Genomic DNA, 15,448 nt, shown 5'->3' on the forward strand with positions numbered 1-15,448 from the left:
CTTTTTTTTATTCAACATCATAATATAAAGTACGATTTTGTACAGAACGTTTTTCATATAAATAAATTTTTTAAAAGATTTAATATGACTATTCGACCACGATATTCCTTATTGAATATAATTATAAAAAGGAAATTTTAAAACAAAATAATAATTACGAATATAAAAAGATTCTTCAATTTTTTGATTAATCGGGCAAACAGCTACAATTTTATCTTTTTGAATATCTTTAATAATTTATATTATCTATTTCTTTTGCTTTTATTGGAATGATTTTATCATAAAAATAATTATCTATTTTTTTAAATGAGGGTTTAAATACATAGTCTGTTGAATTAACAAGTTGGATAAAGTCATATTTTGGAGGTTTTTGAATAATATTTGCAAATCCAAATGCAATAAAAAAAACAAAGAAAACAAAGAAAGTTTTTTTTAATAAGTGTTAATGTAATCATTTATTTTATTAGATTTCTAAATTAGTTATTTGTTTTTCGGTATTTTATTCATATTTAAACCATGAAAAATCAAAAAAAGCACTTATTATTATTATTATTGGTTGAAAGTAGAAAATAAAATCAAAGCCAAAGAATAAAAAACACTTATTGCAAAAAAACGCATTCAATCTTTATGTTTACACGAATAATATTTTTGCGGTCATCGAAAAATCACTGATTTATACCAAAAAACTTTTAACAAAAAACATCACAAAGAAAAAAATTATACTATTATGAAAGAAAACTTTATTTTTTGTCGTTTAAGAATTAAAAAAAATAAATATTATTATAATAAAGAAAAGCTAAATTAAAAGTAGTAAGCAATTTATTCAAACAAGATTTTATATCAACAGCCCCTTTAAAAAAATTATTCAAGGATTTTTATATTTTTCTTGTATCATTGACTCTTTCAACAAACAAATAATCGCTTCCCACACTTCAAAAATCCAAAATAAACAATTATTTTTAAATAAAATCAAAAAAATACCTCCATTAAATAAACCTTGTATTATTCATTCCGACCAAGGCACAGTTTATCAATCACAAAAAGTCCAACAAAATTTAACGAAAAAAGGTTTTTTAATCATCATGCCGAGAAAAGCTACTCCACGTGATAACGCCGTAATTGAAAACTTTTTCGGCCAAATAAAAAATATCTTACAAAATCAACATCCTTTTTTATTTCAAAAATCAATCGAAAAAGTTTAAAAAATAATAAATTATTTCCCTAAATTTTGGAACAATCAATGGATTTTATCTAAATTATTCATCCCCTTCTCAATATTCCCAAAAAAACATATAAATTTATTTTTAATCATTAATTTATTTTAATATTTAGCCTTGGAAAAAGTTTTATTTTTGCGCATTTTTTCATCAAAATAACATAATTACGCAAAAAAATAATTATAATTTAATTTTCTTGGAGTAATTTGAACTTTTTTTACCTAACTATATAGTGTAAAGATAAAATATAACAAAAAAATATCTTTTGAAACTAATGAATTATTAAAAGGCTTAGAAACTTTTTGAAATTTAAAAAAATATTTCTTTAGTTTGAAAAGATATGCAATTATCTAATTAATTTTTTAGTCTTAAAGAGTAATTTTTAAATCAAAAAATGTCCAAAAAAAAACGAAACAGCGCATTTTTGATAGATTATGAAAATTTAATTTATTTGGCTTGGATAATCTTATATAATTCTTACAATTTCATTCCCCCATTAACAAGACATTGCCATTTTTTTATAACTATTCTCACTTAAATATTAAAATGTAGTATTCTTGTTCTCTTAAAAATGTTTCATGTTTTGATAAAATTAAATAATCATACTCTTTATTTTCCATTTTTTTGTTGGCTTGAAAATAATCTATATGAGGATAATTATTTAAAAAAAGTATGGTTAAAAACATAAATTAAATAACTAAGAAATGCAATATAAGTAACAATAAAAAAACATTTTAATTAGTTTTTTTATGAGACATTAATTTAATCATTAGTAAACCCTTCTTCTAAATTTTGTAGTTTTTGCAAAAAAGAAAACAACCATACTAGCTATAGCACAGTAAAGCTTACAAAAATTTTAGTTTTGTATTTGGTGAAAAAAATAGTTTGAAAAGTGTCTTTTAATAAAGCTACCGAAGTTTTGTCTTTTAAAACGTATTTAACTTTAACTATAGAGTATCTTCAATGAATTTTTTAAATTGTGCCTCAGTTAATGTTTTATTATTTTCTGGTTTTAATAAAACATTTTTTAATAAGCTTATTGTTTTGTTTCTTCTTCAAATAATTCTTTTGTAGACATTTCTTCTGTTTTATTGTTCATTTTCATCAAAAGTTACATCCCAAGTATCTTTATTAACCGAATCAACTTCACCAGAATCATTGTAAAATCTTTTTTTGTAATAATTGTTTGTCTTTTCATCTAATTCTAATAATTCAATTAATTTTTTTATTGTTTTTTGATATATTTTTTTTAAAAAACTTTTGAAAAAGTTTTTCATCTGTACCTGTTTCATATTCAAAATCAAAAGAGGGAATGGGTGATAACTTCTGATAATAACTAAAAAAAATAAAGGATTAAAAATTATTTTAATTTTAATTGTGCTTTTTTTCTTAGAAATAACTAATTTTTATTATTTAAAGAATTATTATAATATTTTTTTATATTAATGAAACAAAAAAAACTATAAGAAAAACCCTTATCAAAAAAAGGGTTTTTGCTGTTGTTTTTTGTTTTTTAACGTTAAAAAACAAAAAAAATAAAGTACAATATAAGTATAAAAAGTGAAAAATAAAGAAAAGTTTCAATTTTAATTCCCAAAGCAAAAATCAATAACTTTCAAATTATTTAGTAATTATCACCTATTCCTCTTTGAATAATTGATTTGCATTTTTTTATTACATCCATCCCATTTTTTTAAATTTTTTTAACAGCAATTTAAAAATAAAAAAACTTGCTATTAATTTCATTTTATCACAAAAGACAAGTTTTTTTGCTAACTAATATTTATATAATGAGCGTTTCCGTTGAATTTTGTATATTAAAAAAAGAGGCTTTTTTAAGCCTCTCAATAATTTTATTTAATTTATAGCATTTTTTTTGACTAAAATAAAATTTATAATACCTTAAAAGGGGATTTTATTATGATTTTGATTAAAATTAATCGTATCTGCGACCTAAAACCTTATTTTTATTACACACTAGAACAATACGTCCTTAATCATTTATTAAAGCAAAACCATGAAAAAACCTTCTTTTTTATTTGGAAAATCAAAGGAGTTGTAGTTGGCAAAAATCAAATAATTGAAAACGAAGTTAATTTAGATTATATCAAAGAACATAAAATTCCTTTATTTAGAAGACCTACTGGTGGGGGATGTGTTTATAACGACCCTCAAACTCCTCTTTTTAGCATCATTGCCAAAAAAGAAAAAAATTTCAGTTTTAAACCTTTTTTAGCTAAAATTGTTGTTGCATTACAAAAATTAGGACTTAATGTTGAATTTAGCGGCAGGAACGACATTTTACTAGAAGGCAAAAAAATTTCTGGAAATGCCTTTATGCAAAACAAAAATGGAATGGTAACTCACGGAACACTTCTTTATAATTGCGATTTTAAAACTATGATAAACACAATTACTCCAAACGACCAAAAATTAATTTCTAAAGGAATTGCAAGTGTACGTTCCAGAGTAACTAATCTTAAAGGCTATCTTCCAGATATGTCACAAGAAAAGTTAATGCAGTATTTAATTGAGGCTTTAACTGACCAAACTTATGTACTTAGCGATCAAGAAATAAAATTAATAGAAAAAGAATCTCTTCAATTTGCTTCTAATGAATTTTTATTTTTAACCCAACCCCATCACACGAAAATACTTAAAAAACGTTTTTCTTGGGGCGGATTAGAAATTTTTTTAGATATTAGATTTGGTTTAATTGAAAAAATGACTTTGATTGGAGATTTTTTTCACAAAGAAGATAATTTAGAACAATTTAGCAAACTTTTTGAAGGAATAACTTATCAAACTGAAAAACTACAAGAAGTTTTGAAAAAAACAAACATCAGTTTTTATATTTTGGATGCTACTAATGATGATTTTTTGAACTTACTTAAAGAAGGTATTTTAGAAGAAAAACTTAAAAATTTAATTTATTAGTAATTACTAAAATAATTCTAAATTTAAAAAAAATTTTATAGACTAGCAAAATAAAATATGGAAATAAAATCAAAGGTATATTTATGTTAAATAATCAAAAAAATGTTTTAAGAAAAATCATTGCCGTTTCTTTCTTGTTATTTTTGGCTTTTGTTTTGGAACTTCTTTCTCGTTATACTATTAATGCAGGAATCCCTTGCAATTATTCTTTTTTTCGAATTGAATTAATTTTTATCATTTTAATAGGTTATCTTTTTGGACCCAAATACGGATTTTGGGCTAGTTTATTTTATCTTTTAATTCATTATGTTTTAGAATTTTATTTTATGGAAATGTTATTAAACCATACACACCAAAATCATAATCACAGTCATCATCATAAAAATGAAAATGCAAGCAAATCCTTTATTTTCCTTTACAGATTTTTTCTTCCCTATTTTGTCTGCTCTTTTTCGGGTTTGTTTTATCGAAAAAACTTAAATCATCTCACCAAAAAAACACCTATTATAATAACTTTGGTGTTAATTAGTGTAGTTCAAATTACTTCAAGCATTTTATTTATTAATTTATTACAAGAAAACTTTACCAAAAAAACTTTTTTAAAGTGGTTCATGCAAAGCCCTTATTATTCTTGGTCGTTTAATCTTATTTATAGTTTTTCATCAGTTATTGTAAGCAATACTATTATAGGAGCTTTATTTTATTTAATTAATTTACGCCTTAAAGATAATATGGAATTTTTATATGGTTTTTCCAAGGAACATTAAATTTTAAAAAATCTTTTTTTAAAATCCCAACAAAATAATTTTTTTGTATAATATTTGTTTTTATTAATTTAATTACAATAATTTATAACCTTTTCTTTTATAAATTTCATCATGGAGCCTCTACTTAGTGTTTTTCAAATTTTTTAACAAAAACAAAATTATTATCTGCTTTATTTTTCCATTATTTTTAATTTTATTATTTTTAATTAGTCTAGAATTATCATATTTTTGGATAGAAAAAAATCAATTAAAAAACGCTTCTTTAATAAATATGTACGAAATGTTTGCAAAATTTAAAACAAACGAAATTAAAAAAATTAATTATACTTATAAAAGCCAATACAGCATTTGGACCAAAGAACATTATTTAATCCAAGCAGAAAGTTTTAATAATCAAAAATATTATTGTAAAATTACAGTCTCCAATTATGATTATTTAGTGCATGCTTTTTATTTATATAAAGATGTTTTGGTAGAAGCCAAAGAAAATATCCAATTTAATTTTTTAGAATTATATTTCAAATTTATAAGTTATTTTGTTTCTTTTATTTTTGGATGTTATATTTTAATTCATCTTAAACAAATGTTATCAAAAAAAATAAATAGATTTGATGCGAGCAATGGTTTTTCCAAAGACAAAATAACTTTTGCAGATGTAGCGGGTCTTGAAGAAGAAGAAAAAGAAATCCAAGAATTAGTTGATTTCTTAAAAGATCCTCAAAAATATCATAAAATGGGGTTTGCAATCCCTAAAGGAGTATTATTAGAAGGTCCTCCAGGAACAGGTAAAACATTACTTGCAAAAGCATTAGCTAATGAGGCAAAAGTCCCTTTTTATGCTGTATCTGGTTCTGAATTTGTCGAAATTTATGTAGGAGTTGGGGCTTCTAGAATAAGAGATTTATTTCAAAAAGCCAAAACTACTACTCCTTGCATTATTTTTATTGATGAAATAGATACTTTAGGAGCTAAAAGAAAAAACAATCCTATCATAGAATCACGCGAACACGACCAATCCTTAAACCAACTTTTATTAGAGATGGATGGTTTTTTTAAACTTTCACAAATCATCATTATTGCTGCTACTAATAGAATAGATATGCTAGATCCTGCTTTGATTCGTCCGGGTAGGTTTGACCGTAAAATCAAAATTAATTTACCTAATCTAAAAGCTAGAGAAGCTATTCTAAAAGTTCATGCAAAAAATAAAAATATTTCTTTGGATGTTGATTTTTACAAATTAGCTTTAATTACTGAAGGTGCATCAGGTGCCCAACTTGCAGCCATCCTAAATGAGGCTTTAATTTTGGCTATCAGAAATAACAAAGACCAAATTAATAAACTTTTTTTAGAACAAGCAATTAAACGAATATTAAAATAATATTATAAAAACACTAAAATATAAAAAAAGTTAACTGAGAAAATAAGTTAACTTTTTTTATTTTATTTATAAAATGATATTTTTTGTAGTATTAGTAGCAGCAAAAATAAAAACTTTGGTTGGTAAAATTGCACTAGAAACAAAAATTTGATTTTTAGTATCTTTAATTTCTTCTACACCATCTCCAATATTATGTTTTTCAAGTAAAAATGGCAAAAAGCGATATTCAACAAACCTAATCTTATTTTGTTTAATTACTGTGGCAAGATTTTTATTTAGTTCTTGCAATTTTTCTTGTGAAAAAATACTCAAAGGCAAAGTAGATACTATCCCTTTTATTTGGTCTAGCAAAATTTTTTGTTTTTTTAACAATTCAATAAAATCACAAGCATCTCCTTCGATAACTGTCAAATCTGGAAATTTATTTCTCAAAACATTACATAATTCTTTATCAAATTCCAAAGCGATAACATTTTTGACTCCAAACTTTTGTACTAAATATTTAGTAACATTACCGCTGCCCGCTCCTAATTCCAAAATTTTTTCACCTGTTTTTGAATCTAAGTCTTGTTTTTCTTCAAACACCAAATTACTTAATTGTTTAGCAATATCTTGTGATTCGGGGAAAAGAGAAGATCCCATTTGTTGAGGATGAAACACCAATTCTTTGGCATGATTCCAATCACTTGTTTCCCTAGTAATAACACAAATCAAAAATGCTCCCAACACTAAAAGTGCACTTTTATAAAAAGGATGAATTTTTATTTTTTGCACTCCTATTAAACCCATTGCCAAAAGAAAAAAAGAGACAAAAAGTTTAAAATAAGCTAATATTAAATGGTTTTGGTAATAAGGATTAATAAAATGCGATTTCAAATCCACTTTAAAACCAAAAATAATAGAAGATAACAAAAAGTAGCAAAAAGGATGAACAAAAACTATCCACACTTTTTTCCAATCCAAAAAAGTAATTGATCGTTTCCAAAAATAAAAACAATAAACCAAAGGAAAAAGGACATATTGCAAATAATAAGGAATAAGCTGTATTTGCCAATTTGCAGAAATAAAATACTGTCTGCGATCTTCAATAAAATCACAAAAAACCAAACTTATAATTAAAATATTTACCAAAGCAATAAAACTTAATATTTGATAAAATTTAGTATTTCTATATTTAGTTAAAGCAAGTATTGCAACTATCAAAATTAAAAAAATACTTTGTCTTGTGTAATGAAAAATATTTTTAAAATAAGCAAATAAGTCTAGATGCGTTTGCAAACAACTATCAAAAATCGCCCAAATTAAAGTTATTGAAGAAAAAAGCACTAACAATAACGAGCTTAAATTTTTTTTAATTTTAAAAAAATAAATTGAAAAAAATGAAGAATTAAAAATTTTGTAAAAAGATGTGATTTTCACTTTTGATACCTTTACTTTTTGTTTTTTTGTGTTATTATAATTATTTTTTTGGCTCAAAAAAGAAAAAAATTAAGTTAATAAAAAATATTAAATTAAAATTATTTTGTTATTTCAAAACAACAATTAAATTATATCATTTTTTAAAACAATCCTTTTTATAATTATAAACAATTAAAAAAAAATATTTTTAGCTTTTACAAAACCAAAATAAGTTAAAAATAAAGAAAAAATGCAAAAAAATAAAGAAAAGCCATAAAAAAATGTTAAAATTAAGTTTGATCGGTTTTCTAATTTTATATATTTTAGACATCAATTATATATTAAAAATCAAAATTAAATCAAAATATATTTTAATAAAACTAATTATTTTTTGGCATCATCAAAGACCAAATCAAAAACCAAATTAATATCAAATATCACCCCAATTTTCCCCAATTAAAGGAGTTTTAATAATGACATCTTTTGAAATTAGACAAATGTGGATCAAATTTTTTGCAAGCAAAAACCATCACATCGAAAAATCATTTTCTTTGATACCGCGAAACGAAGATAACTTATTGTGGGTTAATGCAGGCATTACCCCTTTAAAAAAATATTTTGATGGCACACAAACGCCTTCTTTTAGACGCATTACTAATGTGCAAAAATGCATTCGTACCAAAGACATCAAAAACGTAGGCAAAACATCACGACATCACACTTTTTTTGAAATGTTAGGCAATTTTTCTATCGGAAATTATTTTAAAAAAGAAGCTATCCATTACGCCTTTGAGTTGTTAACTTCGCCTAAATGGTTTGGTTTCCCATTAGAAAAACTCTACATCACGTATTTTTTTCAAGACCAAGATACTTATCAATATTGGCTTGACTTAGGAGTCAACAAAAACCACCTTATTCATTTAAAAGACAATTTTTGGCAAATAGGTCCTGGTCCTTCTGGTCCTTGCACCGAGATTTTTTTTGACAGAGGCAAAACTTTTGACCCTCGCAACAAAGAACTAATTATCGAAGATTTAGAGAACGACCGTTTTATCGAAATTTGGAATATTGTTTTTTCTCAATATAATTGTGACCCTAAATTACCTATCGAAAAATATCAAGAACTACCAAGCAAAAACATTGATACTGGGGCTGGTTTAGAACGTTTAGCCTGTATTTTACAAAACACCAAAACCAATTTTGAAACAGACCTTTTTTTTCCTTTAATAAAAGCTTTGGAAAAAATGACACAAATCACATACACAGGACAAGAAAGTTTTAAAATTATTGCAGATCACTTAAAAACTTTGGTTTTTGCAATCAATGACGGAGCAGTCCTCACTAACGAAAAAAGGGGCTATGTCTTAAAAAAATTATTACGAAGAGCTGCTAACGAAGGCAAAAAACTAGGTTTAGAAAAACCTTTTTTATATAAATTGGTTCCTCCAACAGTTGCGATGATGAAAGATTTTTACAAAGAACTATGCACCAACCAAGAAATGATTGCCAAAGTTTTATTGCAACAAGAAAATATTTTTGAAAAAACTCTCAAAACTGCGGAAAAAACTTTTTTACAACATCTCACCCAAAACACTTTATCAGGAAAAAACTTTTTCAAATTATACGACACTTACGGTATTCCCGAAAATTTAATTTTAGATTACGCTAAAAAGAAAAACATTACAACAGACTATCAAAAATTCCAAGAATTACTCCACGAACAACAAAATTTAAGCAAAAAAAACCAAACATCACAAACAAATATGAACAAACAAGAAGAAGCGTTTCTCCATTTTTTAACTCCCAGCGAATTTATAGGTTATACAAATTTTGCTTGTAAAACAAAAGTAATCAAAGTTTTTGATGAAGGAATAGTGCTTGAAAAAACACCTTTTTATGCTAATATGGGAGGACAAATAGAAGATGAAGGTTGGATTGACAACAACAAAGTTACCAAAATAACTAAACTACCAAACGGACAAATTTTGCACGAATTTAAAGGAAACTTTTGTGAAGGTCAAGAAGTTTATGCCTGCATTGACAAAACTAAACGCAAACAAATTTCTTATCATCACACAGCAACACATCTTTTGGAAGTAGTTTTGCAAAAACAATTAGGCAATCACATCAAAAAACAAGGTTCATCAGTAGGATTTAGCTCTTTGCGTTATGATTTTAATCATTTTGAAAAAATCACTCCCCAAACTTTATTACAAATAGAAAAAGAAGTAAACCAACTAATTCAAAAAAGAGTCCCAGTCAAAATTGAACAACTTTCAATCCAAGACGCCCAAAAAAAATACGCCACTCTTCTAGAACAAAATCAAAAAGCCAAATACAAAGACAAAGTAAGAATCGTAAATATTGATACTTTTTCAGTGGATTTATGCGGAGGAACACATGCCACAAACACTAAAGATTTAGAACATTTTACTATTTTGTCGTACGAAAGCATTAGCTCTGGCATCTACCGCATTGAGGCAGTTTGTAATAAAAATTGCCAAGAAAGTCTCAACGCCAAATTAGCTCCTTACCAGAACGAATTGCACCAATTAACTCAAAAAGCAAAATCCTTACAAACGCAAAACCTCGATTTTGAAATTAAAAAATTCCCTCCAATAACCAAAAGTTATCAAGATATTATCAATTATCAAAAACATATCAAAACACAACAACAAGCCTTAGTTCTTTTTGAAAAAAAAGTTTTAGAACATCATCAAAAAAAGATGATACAAGCAGAATCTAATTTTTTACCGCCACAAATTAACAAAAAAATGATGTTAACCATTAAAGAAGAAAAACCTTTAGAAGTTATCAAATTTTTTATGAATCATATTTTTTATAAATATCATTTAGAAGTTTTATTTTTATCTTATGTGCAACCTGAAAAAATTGTTTTTTTATGCCAAAGCAAAACTCTACATGCAGGCAATTTGATTAAAGAAGGTGTGTCCTTGGCTTGTGGTTCAGGCGGCGGAAATGCCAGTTTAGCTCAGGGTGGCACTAAAAAAACTCAAAATTTAGAAAAAATGCTTAATTTTGTAAAAAACAAATTAAAAATAAATTAAACTGTTAGAAAATTTTATAATAAAAATCCTCAAAGAAAAAATTCTAAAATTATTGAAAACCCTAAAATTCCTAAAAATTGTTAAAAGGTGTTTGAAATGACAAAAAACAACAAAATAAAAAAGGAAAAAAATTAAAGTGCAAAAAAAGTTAAAATTAAATATTTTTAAAACCCCAAACCCGATATTTTTCAATTATTTTGAACAATTATTAATAAAATTATTTGCCTCAAAATACAAAAAAATTGATAAAATGAAGTTGAGTCCAAACCAAGAAGAAAAGAATAATTTTTATCATTCAAACCATTTTTTAAAAAATGAGAATGTTTTATTATGTTAAACTGCCAAAATAATGCATCTTTGGGGTTGGATTTAGGTGAAAAAACTTTAGGAATTGCTTTATCACAAACAGGAATTATTGCCCAAAACCTCAAAACAATTTTTTTTGACACCCACAAATACGATCAATTGATTGCACCTTTACAAAAAATCATTTCTCAATATCAAATTAAAAAAATTATTTTGGGATACCCCAAACACATGAACAACGACATAGGAATTAAAGCCAAAATAAGTAATTATTTTAAAAAAACGCTAGAAAACAAGTTTGGTCAAGTAAAAGTAATTTTATGGGATGAACGATTATCTACCGTACAAGCAATCCAAATATTAAAAACCAATAACAAAAAAAAAGGCAAAATTTTACAAATGAAAGACGAAATTGCAGCATCCATCATTTTACAAAATTATCTCGATTATATTAAATTACACCCAAACAAAGAGAATTGAAATGTTTGATTTTGAAAAAGAAAAGCGCTTAAAAAAATTAAAAAAATACGCCCAAGAAAACAAAATCCCCATTATTCAAGACCAAGGATTAGCTTTGTTGCTTGATGTAATTTCACAAAACAAAATCAAAAATATTTTAGAAATCGGAACTGCCATTGGATATAGTGCTTTGGCTATGAGTTCTCTTACAACTAAAATTGATACCTTAGAAAGAGATTTTATAAATTATAATTTAGCTAAAAACTTTTTAAAAGAAACTCCTTATCACATAAATGTCATTTGGGCAGAGGCGTTAATTTATCCTACTTGCAATTTAAAAAACTATGATTTAATTTTTATTGACGCTGCCAAAGCCCAATATCAAAAGTTATTTTACAAATATGTTCCTTTACTCAAAAAACAAGGAATTATCATTTTTGATAACCTCAATTTAAGTTGTTTTAAAAAAGCAAAAACGACTAAAAATAATAAAGGGATTTTCAAAAAAATGCATATTTTTCAAACTTTTTTAACAAATCACCCAGATTTTACCACCACTTTTCAAGATGTAGGCGATGGGTTAATTATTTCTTATCTCAAAAAAAATTTAGTAATTTTGAAAAAACCACCAAAAAAATAAAAAAAGAAGGTCTTTTTTATGAATAATAAAATTTATGAACTTACCCAAACAGGAATAGAAAAATTAAAAAAAGAATTAACTTTTTTAAAAGAAGTTAAAAGAAAAGAAAATTTAGAAGCTTTAAAAGAAGCGCGCGAACAAGGGGATTTATCGGAAAACGCTGATTATGATGCTGCTAGAAACGAACAAGCTTTAATAGAACATCGCATTTCAGAAATCCAAAATATTTTAAAAAATGTCCGTGTAGTTAAAGTTTCCAAAGAAAGAGAAGTAAGTATTGGGAAAAAAGTATCTTTGGAGCTTTTACACACCAAACAACAACAAGAAATTGAATTAGTAAGCACCTTGGAAGCAGATCCCTTTACAAACAAAATTTCGATTGAATCTCCTTTGGGGCAAAACATCAAAGGGCATCAAATAGGAGATATTGTTTTTGTTACCAGCGAAACTGGAAACACTTTTAGAGTCAAAATTGTAGATGTCCAATAAAATGACTTGTCCCAACAAACTTTTCATACCTCAACACTATTTTCCTTGTGTCTTGCAAATTCCTTTTGGCTTGTTTCAAAAAAAAGGCATTAAAGCGTTAATTTTTGATCTAGACAACACTTTAATTGAATGCAACAAAAATATTCTAGATGAGCAAATTAAAACCTTTTTAACTAATTTATCTCTTGTTTTCAAAATTGTTATTCTTTCTAACGCCTCTAAAAAACGACTCCATAAAGTTTTAAAAAAAGATTTTACTTTTATATATTTGAATTTTTTAAACAAAAAACCATCCCCTAAAGCTTTTCAAAAAGCATGCCAACTTCTCAATTTAGAGCCCATACAAATGTTGATGATAGGAGACCAACTCCAAACAGATATAAAAGGAGCTAATCAAGCAGGTTTTTGTTCTTTGTTAGTGAAACCCCTAAATCGCCTTCAAGAAAGTGCGTTTACCAAATTCAATCGTTTTTATCGTGAAAAAAAGTTTTTAACTAATCTCAAAAAACAAGATTATCACCTTTGGAAAGAAAAATTTCAAGACTTTGAAGAAAAATGAAAATAATATATTTTTTGCACAAAATTCGTCAAGACATTATAACAAACCTTTATTACATATTCAAATTGCAGTTTTATTTCATAATTACAACAAAAACGATACCTTAGTACAACAAAAACCCCATCTTACTCAAGTCAATATCCAAAAATACAACAAAAAAAAAACCTACCATTTTTCGCGTTCTATCTGCTGAAAAAATATTAAAAAAAGAATTCGGCATCACAAATATCGCTATTCTTAATGCCATCAAAAAAAAACATTTTTGGAGTAATAAAAAATGAATTATTGCAATAAAATTATATTATTAAATGATAAATTAGAGCCTAAACGAAATTTTTTTCAAATAAAATATTTTCAAAAGCTAACTTACCTTAATCTTAATCAAGCTGTCTATAAACTTCTCAAAAGTAATTTTAATTATTTGAGTCAAAAAGGGTGCCCTTTAACTTTTAATTATCAAGAAATTTTATCCTCTTTAAAAAACTCCATCAAAAGAAAAATAGTTTCATGACAAAGACAACAATTATCATTGGAGGAAAATTCAAAGGGTGCAAAATCAAACTAGTACCATCACCCCAAACCAAAGCCACTAGCTCTTTGGTTAAAGAATCTCTCTTTAATACTTTGGGAAACTCAGTAAAAAACAAAATCTTTTTAGATTTATTTGCAGGCAATGGTTCTTATGGTTTTGAGGCTTTAAGCAGAGATGCTAAACAAGTCTATTTTGTTGATGCTTCCGTAAAAGCTTTTCAAACCTTAAAAGAAAATAACCAAAAATTAAAAATTAATTTGCAACAAAGCATTATTTTTTATGGTCATTTTATTAAAGCTTTAAAAAAATTCCAAAAAGCCAACTTGATTTTTGATTTTATTATTTTAGACCCTCCTTATTTTAAAGATTTTTATTTACCTGCTTTTGAATATTTGAACAAATTAACACATAAAAATAGCATTATTATTTGCGAATTACATCAAAAAATTGTTTTACCTACACAAATTAAAGAATTTGTTTTACAAAAAGAAAAACAATACGGTAATAAAAAAATCCAATTTTATCAAAAAATTTAGACTTTAATCAAGAAAAGAAAAAACAAAAAGGAGTTCAAAATGAACAATATTTGGTTATATATAAATCCAATTATAGGATTTTTATTAGGTGGAGCTTTCGGAGCTTTTTTAATGTTTCGTTGGTTTAAAAAACATTTACAAAAAAATCCTCCAATCAGTGAAAAACAAATCAAAGAAATGTTTCGTCAAATGGGACGTACCCCTTCTGAAAAACAAATTCGTCAAATTATGAACAGCATGAAACAAGGCAAATAAAATAATGTTTGAAAGTTTCCTTTTTACATTTATTTTTATTGTTTTTATTTGTCTTTTAGTTATTTTTATAATGAATTATTTTTATAGCAAAAATGTTAAAAACAAAATTATAAATTATTTATTGTCTTGTAGCAATTTAGAACAAGAAATATTAAAAAGTTTTTTGCAAAATCCTCATAAAACTTTTACCTTAACAAAAGATGCAAACATTACTAAAAATCTATTACAATTGAATATCATTTTTTTAAAAGAAATAGTTTCGGATGCTAAATATAATAATTATGTTTTTAACCCTTTAATAAAAAATATTATTCACAAAAATAAAGATTTAAAAAAAATTTACCATTAATAATATTTTTTAAATCATTTAAAATTTTTCAAGTTTATATAATAAAAAACACCTTTTATAACAAAAGGTGTTTTTTATTATATAAACTTGAAAAATTTTATTCTGTAATCAATTCATTGTAATTTACAACTTTAACAGAAACATTTTCATCAGCGCTAATTAAACGAGAAATAGGGCATCGTTTATGAGTTGCATTTGCAATTATTTCAGTTTGTTCCAACGTCATATCTTGGATTCCTAAAATAGCAGTAGGTTTGAAATAAAAACCTTTATCATCTTTTTGCATTTCTAAAGTTACTTTTACTTTTAAATCTTTATTTGTGTAATCTTGTTCTGCTAAAATCTTTTTGGAAGTTTTATAAAAACAAATTGCCCAACAAAGACAAAATAAATCAACAGGCCCTGATTGTTTGTTGCTTGGTTCTAAAGCTGAAACTAGTTTTTTAGTGATTCCTTCTTTTTCTTCAAAAAAACATAAATCATCTAAATGGGGATTAAAATAAGCAATTGTTTTAAAAATAATCATATTATAAACCTTTCTTTATTAAAAAAAAT

The 15,448-nt window shown here is 25.3% G+C and carries 16 protein-coding genes and 1 pseudogene; 14 read left to right on the forward strand and 3 right to left on the reverse strand.

All coding sequences use genetic code 11. The features are described 5' to 3' along the window. Positions 1 to 520 precede the first annotated feature (520 nt). A pseudogene (locus AYWB_RS03750) lies at positions 521 to 1,296 on the forward strand (transposase); the annotation flags it as partial. Between the two features lie 1,009 nt (positions 1,297 to 2,305). Here the strand turns inward: AYWB_RS03750 and AYWB_RS01955 are convergent. Beyond that, on the reverse strand, positions 2,306 to 2,509 hold the full coding sequence (locus AYWB_RS01955; RefSeq protein ID WP_160122704.1) for a hypothetical protein: 204 nt from the start codon (positions 2,507 to 2,509) through the stop codon (positions 2,306 to 2,308). Between the two features lie 628 nt (positions 2,510 to 3,137). On the opposite strand from AYWB_RS01955, the gene AYWB_RS01960 reads away from it, so the two are divergent. The 3 genes from AYWB_RS01960 (at position 3,138) to AYWB_RS01970 (ending at position 6,302) form a co-directional block, all read left to right on the forward strand. Continuing rightward, positions 3,138 to 4,154 carry a lipoate--protein ligase gene (locus AYWB_RS01960; RefSeq protein ID WP_011412693.1) on the forward strand — a complete coding sequence of 339 codons (1,017 nt, stop codon included), beginning with the start codon at positions 3,138 to 3,140 and terminating at the stop codon, positions 4,152 to 4,154. Positions 4,155 to 4,237: 83 nt separating this feature from the next. Further along, the gene (locus tag AYWB_RS01965) at positions 4,238 to 4,921 is read left to right on the forward strand and encodes an ECF transporter S component (protein ID WP_011412694.1); all 684 of its coding nucleotides are present in this window, start codon (positions 4,238 to 4,240) and stop codon (positions 4,919 to 4,921) included. Between the two features lie 127 nt (positions 4,922 to 5,048). Continuing rightward, positions 5,049 to 6,302, forward strand: coding sequence for an AAA family ATPase (locus AYWB_RS01970; protein WP_011412695.1), 1,254 nt, complete (start codon positions 5,049 to 5,051; stop codon positions 6,300 to 6,302). A 66-nt stretch (positions 6,303 to 6,368) separates the two neighbouring features. Here the strand turns inward: AYWB_RS01970 and AYWB_RS01975 are convergent, their stop codons facing one another. Continuing rightward, the gene (locus tag AYWB_RS01975) at positions 6,369 to 7,628 is read right to left on the reverse strand and encodes a methyltransferase domain-containing protein (RefSeq protein WP_238374403.1); all 1,260 of its coding nucleotides are present in this window, start codon (positions 7,626 to 7,628) and stop codon (positions 6,369 to 6,371) included. 545 nt (positions 7,629 to 8,173) lie between these two features. Here AYWB_RS01975 and alaS point away from each other — a divergent pair. The 10 genes from alaS to AYWB_RS02025 all read left to right on the forward strand — a co-directional run bounded on the left by alaS (position 8,174) and on the right by AYWB_RS02025 (position 14,893). Continuing rightward, entirely contained in the window at positions 8,174 to 10,768 is a 2,595-nt protein-coding gene (alaS, locus tag AYWB_RS01980; protein WP_011412697.1) for an alanine--tRNA ligase, read from the forward strand. A 330-nt stretch (positions 10,769 to 11,098) separates the two neighbouring features. Further along, a complete protein-coding gene (gene ruvX, locus AYWB_RS01990; protein ID WP_011412699.1) occupies positions 11,099 to 11,554 on the forward strand; it encodes a Holliday junction resolvase RuvX in 456 nt (151 codons plus the stop codon). A 1-nt stretch (position 11,555) separates the two neighbouring features. Further along, the gene (locus AYWB_RS01995) at positions 11,556 to 12,173 is read left to right on the forward strand and encodes an O-methyltransferase (RefSeq protein ID WP_011412700.1); all 618 of its coding nucleotides are present in this window, start codon (positions 11,556 to 11,558) and stop codon (positions 12,171 to 12,173) included. An 18-nt stretch (positions 12,174 to 12,191) separates the two neighbouring features. Beyond that, on the forward strand, positions 12,192 to 12,662 hold the full coding sequence (gene greA / locus AYWB_RS02000) for a transcription elongation factor GreA (protein ID WP_011412701.1): 471 nt from the start codon (positions 12,192 to 12,194) through the stop codon (positions 12,660 to 12,662). Further along, the gene (locus AYWB_RS02005) at positions 12,652 to 13,221 is read left to right on the forward strand and encodes a YqeG family HAD IIIA-type phosphatase (protein ID WP_011412702.1); all 570 of its coding nucleotides are present in this window, start codon (positions 12,652 to 12,654) and stop codon (positions 13,219 to 13,221) included. The genes greA and AYWB_RS02005 overlap by 11 nt, the downstream gene beginning before the upstream one ends. Next, positions 13,208 to 13,414: a hypothetical protein gene (locus tag AYWB_RS03455; protein WP_011412703.1), complete on the forward strand. Its 207-nt coding sequence runs from the start codon at positions 13,208 to 13,210 to the stop codon at positions 13,412 to 13,414. Before AYWB_RS02005 ends, AYWB_RS03455 begins: the two co-directional genes overlap by 14 nt. A gap of 84 nt (positions 13,415 to 13,498) precedes the next feature. Next, complete coding sequence (locus AYWB_RS03460; protein ID WP_011412704.1) at positions 13,499 to 13,732, forward strand: hypothetical protein; 234 nt, start codon at positions 13,499 to 13,501, stop codon at positions 13,730 to 13,732. After that, positions 13,729 to 14,289 carry a 16S rRNA (guanine(966)-N(2))-methyltransferase RsmD gene (gene rsmD, locus AYWB_RS02015; protein ID WP_011412705.1) on the forward strand — a complete coding sequence of 187 codons (561 nt, stop codon included), beginning with the start codon at positions 13,729 to 13,731 and terminating at the stop codon, positions 14,287 to 14,289. The genes AYWB_RS03460 and rsmD overlap by 4 nt, the downstream gene beginning before the upstream one ends. A 39-nt stretch (positions 14,290 to 14,328) precedes the next feature. Continuing rightward, positions 14,329 to 14,544 carry a YneF family protein gene (locus AYWB_RS02020; RefSeq protein WP_011412706.1) on the forward strand — a complete coding sequence of 72 codons (216 nt, stop codon included), beginning with the start codon at positions 14,329 to 14,331 and terminating at the stop codon, positions 14,542 to 14,544. 4 nt (positions 14,545 to 14,548) lie between these two features. Further along, positions 14,549 to 14,893 carry a super-infection exclusion protein B gene (locus AYWB_RS02025; protein ID WP_011412707.1) on the forward strand — a complete coding sequence of 115 codons (345 nt, stop codon included), beginning with the start codon at positions 14,549 to 14,551 and terminating at the stop codon, positions 14,891 to 14,893. 97 nt (positions 14,894 to 14,990) lie between these two features. On the opposite strand, the gene AYWB_RS02030 is transcribed toward AYWB_RS02025, so the two are convergent. Then, positions 14,991 to 15,419: an OsmC family protein gene (locus tag AYWB_RS02030; RefSeq protein WP_011412708.1), complete on the reverse strand. Its 429-nt coding sequence runs from the start codon at positions 15,417 to 15,419 to the stop codon at positions 14,991 to 14,993. Positions 15,420 to 15,448: the final 29 nt, after the last annotated feature.

Origin of the sequence: Aster yellows witches'-broom phytoplasma AYWB (assembly GCF_000012225.1) — a bacterium.
In the GTDB taxonomy this organism is placed as follows: domain Bacteria; phylum Bacillota_I; class Bacilli_A; order Acholeplasmatales; family Acholeplasmataceae; genus Phytoplasma.

Bases quoted from the DNA above. Each gene is read 5' to 3' on its own strand.
- AYWB_RS01955 (WP_160122704.1), bottom strand. From the start codon at position 2,509: ATGAAACAGGTACAGATGAAAAACTTTTTCAAAAGTTTTTTAAAAAAA.
- AYWB_RS01960 (WP_011412693.1), top strand. From the start codon at position 3,138: ATGATTTTGATTAAAATTAATCGTATCTGCGACCTAAAACCTTATTTT.
- AYWB_RS01965 (WP_011412694.1), top strand. From the start codon at position 4,238: ATGTTAAATAATCAAAAAAATGTTTTAAGAAAAATCATTGCCGTTTCT.
- alaS (WP_011412697.1), top strand. From the start codon at position 8,174: ATGACATCTTTTGAAATTAGACAAATGTGGATCAAATTTTTTGCAAGC.
- ruvX (WP_011412699.1), top strand. From the start codon at position 11,099: ATGTTAAACTGCCAAAATAATGCATCTTTGGGGTTGGATTTAGGTGAA.
- AYWB_RS01995 (WP_011412700.1), top strand. From the start codon at position 11,556: ATGTTTGATTTTGAAAAAGAAAAGCGCTTAAAAAAATTAAAAAAATAC.
- greA (WP_011412701.1), top strand. From the start codon at position 12,192: ATGAATAATAAAATTTATGAACTTACCCAAACAGGAATAGAAAAATTA.
- AYWB_RS02005 (WP_011412702.1), top strand. From the start codon at position 12,652: ATGTCCAATAAAATGACTTGTCCCAACAAACTTTTCATACCTCAACAC.
- AYWB_RS03460 (WP_011412704.1), top strand. From the start codon at position 13,499: ATGAATTATTGCAATAAAATTATATTATTAAATGATAAATTAGAGCCT.
- rsmD (WP_011412705.1), top strand. From the start codon at position 13,729: ATGACAAAGACAACAATTATCATTGGAGGAAAATTCAAAGGGTGCAAA.
- AYWB_RS02020 (WP_011412706.1), top strand. From the start codon at position 14,329: ATGAACAATATTTGGTTATATATAAATCCAATTATAGGATTTTTATTA.
- AYWB_RS02025 (WP_011412707.1), top strand. From the start codon at position 14,549: ATGTTTGAAAGTTTCCTTTTTACATTTATTTTTATTGTTTTTATTTGT.
- AYWB_RS02030 (WP_011412708.1), bottom strand. From the start codon at position 15,419: ATGATTATTTTTAAAACAATTGCTTATTTTAATCCCCATTTAGATGAT.